This is a genomic window from Amycolatopsis sp. NBC_01286 (assembly GCF_035982555.1).
GTDB lineage: Bacteria > Actinomycetota > Actinomycetes > Mycobacteriales > Pseudonocardiaceae > Amycolatopsis.
In genome coordinates, this window is sequence record NZ_CP108428.1 from 8,065,864 (window position 1) to 8,078,173 (window position 12,310).

At 71.2% G+C, this 12,310-nt stretch carries 10 protein-coding genes; 4 read left to right on the top strand and 6 right to left on the bottom strand.

Translation table 11 applies throughout. The features are described 5' to 3' along the window. Nucleotides 1-2 precede the first annotated feature (2 nt). Nucleotides 3-1,124 carry an RES domain-containing protein gene (locus OG570_RS36735; RefSeq protein WP_326953452.1) on the top strand — a complete coding sequence of 374 codons (1,122 nt, stop codon included), beginning with the start codon at nt 3-5 and terminating at the stop codon, nt 1,122-1,124. 8 nt (nt 1,125-1,132) lie between these two features. Here OG570_RS36735 and OG570_RS36740 read toward each other — a convergent pair whose 3' ends face one another. The 5 genes from OG570_RS36740 to OG570_RS36760 all read right to left on the bottom strand — a co-directional run bounded on the left by OG570_RS36740 (nt 1,133) and on the right by OG570_RS36760 (nt 7,265). Further along, a complete protein-coding gene (locus OG570_RS36740; RefSeq protein ID WP_326953453.1) occupies nt 1,133-2,056 on the bottom strand; it encodes a hypothetical protein in 924 nt (307 codons plus the stop codon). Nucleotides 2,057-2,278: 222 nt separating this feature from the next. Continuing rightward, on the bottom strand, nt 2,279-2,518 hold the full coding sequence (locus OG570_RS36745; RefSeq protein ID WP_326953454.1) for a hypothetical protein: 240 nt from the start codon (nt 2,516-2,518) through the stop codon (nt 2,279-2,281). Further along, a complete protein-coding gene (locus OG570_RS36750) occupies nt 2,515-3,447 on the bottom strand; it encodes a hypothetical protein (RefSeq protein ID WP_326953455.1) in 933 nt (310 codons plus the stop codon). The genes OG570_RS36745 and OG570_RS36750 overlap by 4 nt, the downstream gene beginning before the upstream one ends. 3 nt (nt 3,448-3,450) lie before the next feature. Continuing rightward, a complete protein-coding gene (locus tag OG570_RS36755) occupies nt 3,451-3,714 on the bottom strand; it encodes a WXG100 family type VII secretion target (protein WP_326953456.1) in 264 nt (87 codons plus the stop codon). Further along, nucleotides 3,711-7,265, bottom strand: coding sequence for an FtsK/SpoIIIE domain-containing protein (locus OG570_RS36760; RefSeq protein ID WP_326953457.1), 3,555 nt, complete (start codon nt 7,263-7,265; stop codon nt 3,711-3,713). The genes OG570_RS36755 and OG570_RS36760 overlap by 4 nt, the downstream gene beginning before the upstream one ends. 427 nt (nt 7,266-7,692) lie before the next feature. On the opposite strand from OG570_RS36760, the gene OG570_RS36765 reads away from it, so the two are divergent. From OG570_RS36765 to OG570_RS36775, 3 genes are all read left to right on the top strand, one after another. Beyond that, the gene (locus OG570_RS36765) at nt 7,693-8,280 is read left to right on the top strand and encodes a zinc ribbon domain-containing protein (protein WP_326953458.1); all 588 of its coding nucleotides are present in this window, start codon (nt 7,693-7,695) and stop codon (nt 8,278-8,280) included. Continuing rightward, the gene (locus tag OG570_RS36770) at nt 8,277-9,413 is read left to right on the top strand and encodes a glycoside hydrolase family 3 N-terminal domain-containing protein (RefSeq protein WP_326953459.1); all 1,137 of its coding nucleotides are present in this window, start codon (nt 8,277-8,279) and stop codon (nt 9,411-9,413) included. The genes OG570_RS36765 and OG570_RS36770 overlap by 4 nt, the downstream gene beginning before the upstream one ends. A gap of 106 nt (nt 9,414-9,519) precedes the next feature. Beyond that, nucleotides 9,520-11,910: a glycoside hydrolase family 2 protein gene (locus OG570_RS36775; RefSeq protein WP_326953460.1), complete on the top strand. Its 2,391-nt coding sequence runs from the start codon at nt 9,520-9,522 to the stop codon at nt 11,908-11,910. Nucleotides 11,911-11,921: 11 nt separating this feature from the next. Here the strand turns inward: OG570_RS36775 and OG570_RS36780 are convergent, their stop codons facing one another. Beyond that, nucleotides 11,922-12,284, bottom strand: a complete 363-nt coding sequence (locus tag OG570_RS36780) for a DUF488 domain-containing protein (protein WP_326949423.1) — start codon at nt 12,282-12,284, stop codon at nt 11,922-11,924. Between the last annotated feature and the right edge of the window lie 26 nt (nt 12,285-12,310).

The window sequence follows — 12,310 nt, forward strand, 5'->3', positions numbered from 1 at the left end:
CGTTGCCGTTGCTGCCACCTCCCGAGCGTCTCGACCGCGAACCCGCCCGGCACGTCCTGCCGGCAGGCACCCGGTTGTGGCGCACCCATCCGGTCGCACACCCCGCCGTAGCCTTCGAGTCTCCCCAGGACCGCGTCTTCGGTGGCCGCCGATTCGACGGCACCACCACGAACGGGTACTGCGTCCTCTACGCGTCGCCGGGGCAGGTCACCGCTGTAGCCGAACGGGTGCTGCCGGAGTTCGACCTCAACCCCGCCGTGCCCCGGATGCTGCACCACGCACGTCTGGACGGTGAAGTCCTGTCCGCGCTGGAGACCACCGCGGACCTGCCGCTGCTGCGGCTGCTGAGCAGCGCGGACCTCGCCGGGATCCACGCCGACATCGCGCTGCTCGTCGAGCGGGACGGGTTGTACCCGGTGATCCGCGAGTGGGGTGCCTGGCTGCGCCGGGAGGTGCCGTGGGCGGCGGGCATCATCTGGCAGTCCATGGTGGACATTCCGAACCCGACCTTGGTGCTGTTCGCCGAGCGGTGCTCCGGTCTCGTGCGCGAACTCCCCGAGCTGCGGCAGGACCTCGGCGGACCGGAGCCCGCCGGGTGGCTGGTCGACGCGATGACCGGGCTGGGGGTGGAGACCCGGACACCGCCACGGGCGAAACCCCTCGCCTTCCTCAACTACCGGACCGGCGACGGCGACGGCACCGTGCTGCTCCTCCACGACGAACTCTCCCGTCGGTTCGGGGAACGCCGTGTCTTCCGCGATACGAACTCCATCCAGCCCGGCTCCGACTACCGGCCCGCCCTCATGGACGGTGTCCGCACGAGCGGCGTGGTACTGGCCGTCATCGGGCGCAATTGGGAACGGGCTACCGGTCGCGACGGCAACCGGTTGCTCGACGACCCGGAAGACTGGGTGCGCAAGGAGATTCTCCTGGCTTGGGAGAACGGTGTGGACGTCATCCCCGTCCTGGTGGGGACCCGGCAGCGGCTGCAGCTCGACGATCTGCCGGAGGCACTCGCAGAACTGGCCTTCACCCAGTACCTCCACCTGCCCCACGGCGCGGGCGAGAGTGAGGTCCGGGCCCTGATCGACCGCCTGCTCCGGCTTCGCCCGGATCTCACATGAGAGCAGGCTCAGATCCAGCCGCGTCGGGCCGCCGCCACCCCCGCGGCGAACCGGTTGTCGACCTGCAGCGCGCCGTACACCTGCCGTACCTTGCGGCGGACGGTGCTGACGCTCACCCCCGTCTTGCGGGCGATGGTCTCGTCGTCGTCGAACGGCATCATCGCGAGAACCCGCGCCACGTCGGCCGGCAGTTCCGAAGTGGCGGCGGTCCGAGCGGGTTCCGCCGCGATGGCGCGGCTTGCCCAGACGAGGTCGAACCAGTCGCCCAGCACCGCGAGCAGGGCCGGGTCGCGGACCAGGGACGCGGACCCACCGGCGCGGTCCGCCGAAACCAGTGCGACGGCGTCGTCGACGTGCACCATCCGGATGGTCAACCGCGCGCACGAGCGGACTTCGGCTCCCGGCCGGTCCGGCACGGGAGGGGTGTCCCCTTCGTGGATCAGCCTCCGGAACGCTCCGGCTCGGCCGACGCGGACGAGCTTTCGCGACCACCAGCTCGCCGGGTCGCCGATCTCCACCGCCCGCAGGAGCCGGCGTGGCGAGGCGTGCAGCACCGCCGCCCGATCGGCGATTTCGTGCGGGTCGTCGAGGACCCGCACCCCGGCGGCCGGCCCGGCCGGAACAGTCTCGGCGGCGAGCGATATCAACCGGTCCCACCCGGAAACCATCCGCTCGTGTCCTTCGACCAGACGAGCCTGCTGGTCCTCGAGCAGCACACGCAGGGCGAGGGTCGTGCCGACCGGGGCGACCCGATCGGCGCCGGGCTGCCGGAACACGAGGCCCCGCTCCAGCAGCTCCGCGGCCGCTTCGCCATTCGCCTGGAAGATCGCGCTCGGCATGGACCTCGCCAGCCGCAGGCGGTTGTAGAGGTGTTCGGCCTCGTGGCTCACCATTCCCGCCAGAACCGAGACCGATTGCCGGGGACTCGCCATACCGCTCCTTTGTCCGATCCGCCGTGAACGGCCGCGAAATGCTTTTCGATCGAGGACACCGCCGGCAACCGGCAGCGCGAACGACGCTGGAGGAGTCGATGGCGGACAACGGCCTGTTACGGGCGCGTGGTCACCGTTACCCGAGCGGATCGATCTCCGGCGTTGTTCGTTTCCCGAGGCGGCTTCGCACCGAACCGGTCCTGTCCGGTAACAGACGGACGGTCAGGGGTTCAGGGACTCGCCGACGCCACGCAGCACCTGCTCGGCCCGGGCCAGTTCGCTCTCTCCGTCGCGCAGCGCGTTCAGCACCGCTGCGTTGTCCTGGTCCAGCGCCGCGAGAACCTCGCGTTCGAACCGCTCGGAGTGGGGGTCGCGCCAGGTCGCCATCAGCGAGCGGGTCGCGGCCCGGAAGGTGGTGTGATCGCGGATCAGGGCGGTGGTCAACGCCGCCAGCGCGGTCACGGTACGTCCAGAACGTCGGCGGGCAAGCTGTCGATGCCTGCTTGCCTGGCCAGCCAGATGCGGTGGTAACCGTTGCGCACGGTGTACCGACCGTCCCGCCCCCGGCTCAATTTGACCGATGTGTCACCGAAAAAGGACTCGTAGACCGTCACGTGGGAAGCAGGCGAACCAGTGAGGCCGGATCTGGTGTCGAGCTCACGCATATCCTCCAATCGAGCACCGGCCCGCACAGCCGGCAGAACCTCCGTTTCGAGCCGCATCAGACCAGCACGCATGACGCGCATCTCCACCTTGAGGAAGTCCGCCGCGCCGAACACCGGTGAGTCGGAGTCGTCGATCAGATCGAGGAGGACGAGCGCCTGCGGGCCGGGTCCGATCGGCTGCGGCAACGGCGAGCGGGCGGCGGGACTCGCGCTCGTGCCGACGTTCATCGCAGAACCCGAGACGTAGCTCGGCGCGGCGAGGCCGGTCATCGGGGCGGTCGAACGACCCAAGCAGCGTGAGACGGCGGTCTCGAACGCGCTGACCGCGCGCTCGACGAGCCGCCAGAGCGCCAGCACCCGCACCCGGCCCTGCTCGGTGGTCCGGATCGCGCTCAGCAACCGGGGTCCGGTGCTCGACCGCAGGTCGGCGACGGTCCGCTCGATCCGGCGCTTCTGCTCCCGGCCGGCGTCCCGGTTCGCCGTCGCGATCTCGACTTCACGGATTGCCGCGGCCACAGCCGCAGCGTCCTCCGGGTCGACGGCTTCGAGTTTGGCGCGTGCCGTCCGCAGCCTGCCTTCGAGCCGGCTCACCGCCGCCTCGGCCGCGCGGGAGACCTCCGCGCACGCCAGCTCGACGGCGGTCCGGTGCTGGGCCAGTTGGCCGCCGTAGCGCAGCAGCGCGGCGCCGACGGGAGGCAGCTGGTCGGGATCTCCGGCGAAGCGCACGGCTCACCGGTTCAGCAGGCGGGCCTGGGCCGCCAGCGTCTTCAGGGCCTGGATCACCTCGTCGAGGTCGCGGGCGTCCTGGTCCAGTCGTTTCGCCACCTGGTCGACGTAGGCCCGCGCCTTGTCCGCCGCGCTGCCCTGGAAGCGGCTGATGCCGTGAATCGACGCCCGGACGCGCTTGGCGTGTTGCTGGACCTGCTCTCTCGACTGGCCGAGCACGTGCGCGGCACGATCGACCTCGTCCGGGTCGAACCCCTGGTAGCTCATCGATTCGCCTTCTTCCGGGTAGCCGCGTCGGCGGCCGCCGAGCGCCAGGCGTCGCCCGGTCGCGGAAACAGCCGCAAGGTCTCGGTCCGATCGTCGTCCGGTTCGTGCAGCACCACGTAGTGCTCTCCGAGCTTCCCGGCGGCCCCGCTGCCCAGGAGCCGTTGAGACGCGTCGACTGAACACTGCCCGACGACCCGGGCGCCGAACTGGCTCAGGCCACCGTGACCGAGGCGCCGGTCGACCGCGTCGACCGAGTCCGTCAGCACCACTGTGTGCACGCCGTAGTCCGGTCCCTCGCTGAGCACCTTCAGCAGGTTCTCCCGCGGAGAACCCTCTTCGCCGTAGCTGTTCTCATCGCCGAGGACGCGGGCGCGCTGGAGGGCGTTGAGCACAAGGATGGTGCGCTCGCCGCCGCGTTCCTCCTCCAGCCGGCGCCGTACGTCGTCCGCGAGCTCCGCGAGTGACGCGGCGATCTTCGCGTGACCCACGCACGTGGCGTTGTCGCCGATCTCAAGGACGTGCCGCAGCTTTTCGTCCTCCTCGTCATCTTGTCCCAGGCAGTCCAGCCCGACGACCCGCAACGGGTCACCCGTCGACAACCGCGCCGTCGCGAGCGCCACGGCCAGCGCGCCCACCGCGTGTGCCGGCTCCCGGTGCACGATCAGAAGGTTCGACCCGCCCGCGCGCCGCAGCCCGATCCCGCCGGATCCCTTGATCGCCACCGGCAGGCCGAGGTGCAGCCACAAACGTTTCCCGTCGACCCGCGCGGTGCCGTCGACCAGTCCCTGGACCTGGTCGTCTTGCGTGACGTCGACCGGCTTGGTGCCGTCGAACACGCGGGGACCCCGGGTGAAGCCCGCCCGGTCGGCGGATGCCCGGGCTTCGGCGACGGCGGCGTCACGCGCCGCGTCCTCGGTGTGTGCGACCTGGAACTCGACGTTGCCCTCCGGCCGGCCACCGTCGCCGTTGAAGACGGCTTGGCCGGGACGGGTCAGGCGCGCGCCCGCCGGGTTCTCGTCGCTGAGGAACAGACGTGAGTCGGTTTCGCTGGTCTTGAGCACGATCCGCACGGCGACCTGGTCGAGCGTGCCGCGCAACAGGCCCATCGCACCGTGCCCGCGCAAGGTCTGCGTACCCAGCACCGTGTGCACGCCGAACGCGCGGCCCTGCCGCACCACGTGGTCGAGGAGCTGGGCGCACTCGTGGGCGATCCGGTCGTCCTCCGCGAAGAGCACCTGGAATTCGTCGACCACCACGACGATCCGAGGCAGCTTCTCGAGGGTGCGCTCGCGGTATTCGGTGAGCCCGTCGGCGCCCGCGCCCTGGGGACCGCGGAGCAGCTCGGCCCGCCGGTCGATCTCGGCCCGCAGATCGCGCAGCACCGACAGGCCGAAGTCCCGTTCGCTCTGCACCGCGACCACGCGAGCGTGGGGCAACGCTCCGTCCGCGTAGGGTTGGAATTCGACGCCCTGCTTGAAGTCCAGCAGGTACAGCTCGAGCTCCTCCGGGTCGTACCGGCGGATCGCGTTGACGATGAGCGTGTGGAAGAGCGTCGACTTGCCGGAGCCCGGAAGACCGCCGACCAGCACGTTCTGCGACAGCTTGTGTCCCAGCCGCAGGCTCAGGATCTCCCGGCGGCCCTGCAGGCCGAGCGGGATGTCCACGCTATTCGTCGTCACCGCGCCCGTGCCCGGTTCGACCAGGCTGCTGGCGTCGATCTTCACCTCGGCGGCGGACTCGGTGGCGCTCGCGTATCCGGCCACGATCGCGTTGGCGGCCTCGGCCGTGAACACGAGCGGATCGCACGGAACCCAGCGCGGGTACTCCCCGAACTGCAGCGGGGCGTGCATACGACCCTTCGCACCCAGCACATACGCGTACGGCTGGAGCAGCTGCGCGTTCCACCAAGGCGCCGTGGCCGGAGCCGTGCCGCCGACCCGGCCGACCGGGTAGTGCCCGCCCGTGTCGTCCATGCGGTAGGCGTGCGAAAGTGACTGGTCCACGACCACGAGCACAGCGATACCGAGGCGGGCGCCACTCTCCATGATCTGGCGCAGCCGCTGGGCGGAGTCCTCCGAGAACCCCTGCGGATAACCGGTCACGACGACGACGTGGTTCGGTTCGGCCAGCTGCCCCGCCGTCTCGTTGTAGGCGTCGAGGTCGGGATAGGTGTCCTTGAGCGCGCGCTGTTCCAGCTGCGCCATCCGGTCGCTCACCCGCCGGAGGGCAGCGGCGATGTCGTCCGGTTCGGACCAGACGGCGTCGCCGATCAGCTGTTTGCCGAGCTCGAGCAGTGACAGGAGCGGGCCCGCACTCTGCCCGCGCCCCCGCGGGTCGATCCAGGTCAACGTCAGCCGGCCGGGGCGGGCCCGGGACATCTGGTCGAGCACGATCCCCGTCACAGCCCGGCAGGCCTGCTCGTACGGCAGGTTCTGGTGGTCGGAGACGAAGACGATGCTCTGGTACCGGTAGTCCAGGTACGGCATCCGGGACCACCGCTCACCCGGCAGCGGGTCGAACGTCCACAGGTGGTGCGGAGCCCGCCGCTCCCCCAGTTCCGCCGCCACCTCGGGCTCCGTACGCCGATAGTGATCGAACTGCCGGGAAGACTCCGGCCAGAGCTTGTTGTACCGGGAGACGGGCTCGGTGAACGGACGGGCGAGCGGCCGCAGTCCGCCGACGCCCTCGGTGCGAGCGGTCTCCGCTCGCTGGGCGGCGTTCCGCGCCGCGACCGTCAGCTGCTCCCAGCGCGCCAGCAGCTCCCTGGCCTCGTCCTCGATCATCGCGGCCGGGTTGCCGAGCATGATCTTCTTGAACAGACCGCTGCGCGAGTACTCGTGACGTGCAGCGATGAGCGCCCGCATCCCGTCCACGTCGATACCCCGCGAGGTCAGCAGGCCTTGGCTCGCGCCGAGTTCTCCCTGCGGCAGTTCGTCGCGCAGGGTCACCGCGCCGCTTCGCAGTTCGGCGTAGGTCTCGGCGGCCTGGATCGCGTTCGTGGCCAGTTCTTCCTCCGCTTGGGCGATCGCGGTGACGACGGAGTTGGGATCCGTACCGTCCACCGCGCGAACGGCCCGGTCCCTCGTGCCCGACCGGGCCTCGACCGACGGCCACAGCGGCTCGGGGGCGTTGAAGGCCACGGCCGCCATCACCACAGCCGGGAGATCGTCGGCGTAGGCGCCGGGGATCAACCCGGAGTTCAGGTCGTGCCGGATCGCGCTGACGAAGGCGCCGAGCCGGTCGGTCGCCGACAGCACCGCCGGCGTGACATCGTGGACGCCGCTTTCGGCCAGGATCCGCCGGAGCGCGTCGGCGTGGTCCGGCACCGGTTCGGGTCGCACCCCGAGACTCAATTGGATCAAGGCGCACTGGGCGATGACGAGAAAAGAAAAAGGATCTTCGAGCAGCACGGTCTCCTGCTGCGCGAAACCGAGCCGGAAACGGCTCGCCAGCTGTTCCTCGTCATGATCCGCGCGCGCCGATCGCACCCGGCACACTCCGCCCGCCAGTTCGTCGAGCAGCATCTCGACGACGGGATCCGGCAGTTCCACGGGAAATGGCAAGGGCCCAGCGGGGTTTCCGGTACGGGCGATCGTGCTGAGTTCCACGGGCAGGACCCCTCGATCTTCGACGGCGAATCACTCTGCCCCCAGGGTTCGCGCAATTCCCGACCCGTGTTACGGATTCCGTACGGATACTTATTTTCCACTCTTACAAGCACTCGGAAACGGAATTTCTCCGACCTTTCTGCAACATTTCCCGCGGCCGGTTCGATAGTCCACCGCGCGACCGGGAGCCGGTCGTGACGATGCGAGGTGTGCGATGCAGTTCTGTTCCCGTTGTCACCGCCGGATGTCCGGTACGGCACCGTGCTCCTGCGCGGCCACGGCCGAGACCGTCGTCGCGCGGATCCCGCCACGGAGCTCCGACGCCACAGCGATGCTGGCCGCTCGCCGGACCAACCGGACGATCGCTCTGGTGGTCACCGCCGTGGTGGCGGTGGTGGGCCTCGTGATAACGGTGTCGGTCCAGGGCCAAGGCAGGAGTTCGAACGCGAGCTCGTCTTCGGGCTACAGCGCGGCGGACGTGGGCGGCCTCGGTGCCGGTTCGGGCGGTTACCAGCCGAGCTACCCGACCGCCTCCGACTCCCCGACAACGACGTCCTCGGCGCTGCCGACCTCGTCGGCCGATGCCGTGGATCAGCTCAGGCAGTACGCCGACGCCGACCTGCCCGCCGTCCGCTCCGCACTGGAAGACCATTGGGTCGCCCAGCTGAGTTCGAAGAAGGTCGGGATGGAGGCGGACGGGATCGTCTACGACGCTCCTGCGATCCTTCAGGACCACTTGCGTCTCCGGACCAGTTTCGCTTCGGTTCGCCTGATCTGGACAGGTGACTGGAGCAGCTTCAAGTATCCGGACTTCTGGGTCACCGTGCAGGACCAGTCGTTCGGCACGGCCGACGACGCGAACGCCTGGTGTGACGGCCAAGGCCTGCCGAAGGACGACTGCTACGCGAAGCGGCTGCGATCCAGCGGTGGCTACGAAGGGAACACGAAAGTCCGATGACCCGGACCAGGACCGTGCTCGCAGCAGTCGTCGTGGGCGGGTTTCTCGCGGCCGCGGTCTCGCACAACTCGGGGGAAACCCCGTCCTCCGGCACCGCCTCGCCGGCGGCCGCGGAAGGTGCTCGTCGCGGACCGGTCGCGCCGTGCGGAGCAGTCGTGAGCGGGCTTCCGCTGCGACGGCAACTCGCTCAGCTGACCGTCGTCGGCGTGGACGCGAGCGATGTCACCGCGGTCGTCGGGCTCGTGCGGAGCGAGCAGGTCGGTGGCATCTTCCTCGGTGGCAACGCGACCCCGTTGCTCCGCGACGGCGCCTTGTCCCGCGTGCAGGCGGTGACCGATTTGCCTGTCTCGGTCGCCGTCGACGACGAGGGCGGCCGCGTGCAGCGGATCGACGCCTTGGACGGCGAACTTCCGAGCGCCCGTAACGCCGCCGCGACGATGACCCCGCTTCAGGTGCATGACCTCGGCCTGCAGCGGGCCCAGGCGCTGCGGGCGCGAGGCGTCACAGTCGACTACGCACCGGTTCTCGACGTCAGCGATCAACCGGCTCAGGCGGTCATCGGCGACCGGTCCTACGGCCCGGACCCGGAGTCCGTCACGGCCTACGCCTACGCGTTCGCTTCAGGCCTCCGCGAGGGCGGCGTGATGCCTGTGTTCAAGCATTTCCCGGGGCACGGCCACGCACGCGGCGATTCGCACCGGGTACTCCCGCAGACCCCGCCGCTGGGTCGCCTGAGCACGTCCGACCTCCTCCCCTACGAGCGGCTGGCGGGCTTTGGTGCCGCGGGAGTCATGGTCGGGCATCTCGCCGTACCCGGGTTGACAGCCGGCGAGCCCGCGTCACTCAGTCCGGCGGCGTACCGCCTGCTGCGGGACACGTACCGCTTCGACGGCCCCGCCGTCACCGACGACCTCGGGGCCATGCGGGCGATCACCGCGGCCCACCCGTTGCCCGAAGCCGCCCTCCTGGCCTTGCGGGCCGGCGCCGACCAGGTGCTGTGGTCTTCCGGCGGGCACGTGACCGAGGTGCTGGACCGGCTGGTCGCCGCCGTGACATCGGGCAGGCTCGGCGCGGAGCGGGTCCGGGAGGCGGTGCACCGGGTACTGGTCGCGAAAGGCGCGTGCCGGAACTGACCTGGCCCCCGTAATGGCGTGTTGATCAGGTGCGATGCCACAGTGGGTCCGTTGGGGACACACTGGAGCCGATGGGCGCGGTGCTCGCCCGGGCACGGAGGTCGGCATGGCGGACGGACGGCGGCTCTCGCGGCGCGGGTTCCTCGCCGCGGGCGGGGCCGCGCTCGGGGCCGCCGTCGTGGGGACCACCGTTGCCGGGTCCGCCGGGATGGGGGAACCGGATCCGGATGCGGTGCGGCTGGGCGATTTCTGGCTTTTCGGGCGGTACGAGGACGGCTGCGCCGACGCCGACTTCGACGAAGAAGACCTTTCGCCCGTGCAGCTCCCCCACTGCGTGACACCGTTGTCGTGGACCGGCTGGGACCCGGCGTCGTGGCAGGACCGGTGGATCTACCGCAAGCACTTCACGGTGTCCCCGGCGATGGTCGCCGAACGCGTCCGGGCCCGGTTCGACGGCGTCATGACCAACGCGGCCGTCTACCTCAACGGCACGCTCGTCACCTCCCACAACGGCGGCTACCTGCCCTTCGAGGTGGAACTTCCGCAGGTCACGGCGGGCGACAACATCCTCGCCGTGGTGGTCGACGGGCGGTGGCAGCTCGACGTCCCGCCCAACCTGCCGCGGATGGCCGGCCCGTCGGTGATCGACTTCTACCAGCCGGCCGGGATCTACCGCCCGGCCACGATCGGCACGGTGCCGCGCACCCGCCTCACCGACGTCTTCGCCTGCCCCACTGACGTCCTCACCCCGGCCCGGTCGCTGCGTCTGACCTGCGAACTGGACACGACGGCCGTGATCGCCGAACCGCTGCAGCTCACGGCGTCGGTGAGCCAGGCCGGGCGCGAGCTGGCCCAGGCCGCCACGACCGTCGGGCCGATGCCGGTCGGCACGAAGACCGTCACGTTCGAGGTGAGCGGGCTCGGCGCGGTCCGGCTGTGGGACGTCGAAGACCCCGCGCTGTGCGACGTCACGGTGAGCGTGCGCTCCGGACCGCGGCGGCTCGACCAGCGCGTGGTGCGCGTCGGGTTCCGCGAAGCCAGGTTCACCCCGGACGGCTTCTTCCTCAACGGCAGCCGGCTCAAGCTGTTCGGCCTCAACCGCCACCAGTGGTACCCGTTCGCCGGCGGCGCGATGCCCGACCGCGTCCAACGGCGCGACGCCGAGATCCTGCGCCGCGAGCTGAACTGCACGATGGTCCGCTGCTCGCACTACCCGCAGTCGAGCGCGTTCCTCGACGCCTGCGACGAGCTGGGCCTGCTGGTGTGGGAGGAGATCCCGGGCTGGGGCCGGGTCGGCGACGCCGCCTGGCAGCAGCAGAACCTGCGTGACGTCTCCGCGATGGTGATCCGGGACCGCAACCACCCGAGCGTCGTCGTCTGGGGCACCCGCGTCAACGAGGCCGCCGGGACGACCGAGATGTACCTGAAGACCGGCAAGCTGGCGAAGCAGCTGGACCCGTCGCGCCCGACCAGCGGGGCGCTGGCCAGCACCACCGGCGCGCGGCTGGCGCTGCCGCCGGGCACCGACGAGCAGGTGCTCGCCTACAACGACTACACCGCGCACCGCGGCGCGCCGTTCCAGCTCAAGGCGCCGCGCCCCGGGGTGCCGTACCTGGTGACGGAGTCGATCGGCACGCTCGCCGGCGTCCGCGCGTACCGCCGGACCGACCCGAACGCGACCCAGCAGCTGCAGGCCGAACTGCACGCGAAGGCCCACGACCTGGCCGCGGCGGACGACCACTACAGCGGGCTGCTCGCCTGGTGCGCGTTCGACTACCCGTCGGGCTGGCAGCGCTCGCTGGGCGGCTCGAAGTTCGCCGGCGTGTCCGACATCTTCCGGATCCCGAAGCCGGCCGCGGCGTTCTACGCCTCGCAGGGCGACCCGCGGGTGCGCGCGGTCGTCGAGGCCGGGTTCGCGTGGGACGACGGGGTGCCGCTGCCAGGGCCGGGCGCGACGGTCTGGTCGAACTGCGACCGCCTGGAGCTGTTCCTCGGCGGCCGGCACGCGGGCCCGGCCCGCAGCCGCCGCGCGGACTTCCCGCACCTGGCGCACCCGCCGTTCGCGGTGGACTTCCCGCTGACCCGGGCCGAGCTGCGCATCGACGGCTACCTGGGTGACCGCCTGGTCGCGACCCGGCGCTACAGCGGCGACCGGAGCCGGGACGCGCTGAGCTGCGTCCCGGACGACACGGACCTGCGGGCCGACGGCGCCGACGCGACCCGCGTCGTCGTGGCGGTGACGGACCGCTACGGCACCCTGCGCGCGTCGGCGGGCGGCAAGGTGACGCTGGCGCTGACGGGCCCGGCCGAGCTGGTCGGCGACACCACGCTGGACCTCGCCGCGACCGGCGGCGCGGCGGCGGTGTGGCTGCGCCCGTTCGCGGGACCGGCGGGGACGCTCACGCTGACGGCCCGCCACGACACGCTGGGCACCACGACGGCCACGGTGACGACCCGCGCCCCGGGCACGGCCCCCACCGCCGCCACCCGGCCGTGACGGCCCGCGGGTCAGGCGTCGCCGGTGAGCACGGCGGCGAGGACGGCCACCTGGCTCAGCGGCAACGTCGGGCTCGCCGTCAGCAGGGTCAGGGGGCCGCCCGCCGCGAGGTCCACCAGCCTGGCCAGGGCCGCCAGCTGGTCCGGCTCGCGCAGTTCCGCGCGGTAGCGCTGCGCGAACTCGGGGAAGCGGTCCGGGTCGTGGCCGTACCAGGTGCGCAGCTCGTCCGAAGGCGCGAGCTGGCGGTACCAGCCGTCCAGCTCGACCGCCCGGGACGCGCCGCGCGGCCAGAGCCGTTCCACGAGCACACGGGTACCGTCGGCGGGCCCGGCCGGGTCGGTCAGGCGCGCCACGCGGACCGGCGTGGGGTGCATGCGCGCATTCTGCGTCGCGCCCGCCT

Coding starts and splice junctions, on each gene's coding strand:
- OG570_RS36740 (WP_326953453.1), bottom strand. CDS start 2,056: ATGGCGAGTCCCCGGCAATCGGTCTCGGTTCTGGCGGGAATGGTGAGC.
- OG570_RS36755 (WP_326953456.1), bottom strand. CDS start 3,714: ATGAGCTACCAGGGGTTCGACCCGGACGAGGTCGATCGTGCCGCGCAC.
- OG570_RS36770 (WP_326953459.1), top strand. CDS start 8,277: ATGACCCGGACCAGGACCGTGCTCGCAGCAGTCGTCGTGGGCGGGTTT.
- OG570_RS36775 (WP_326953460.1), top strand. CDS start 9,520: ATGGCGGACGGACGGCGGCTCTCGCGGCGCGGGTTCCTCGCCGCGGGC.
- OG570_RS36780 (WP_326949423.1), bottom strand. CDS start 12,284: ATGCACCCCACGCCGGTCCGCGTGGCGCGCCTGACCGACCCGGCCGGG.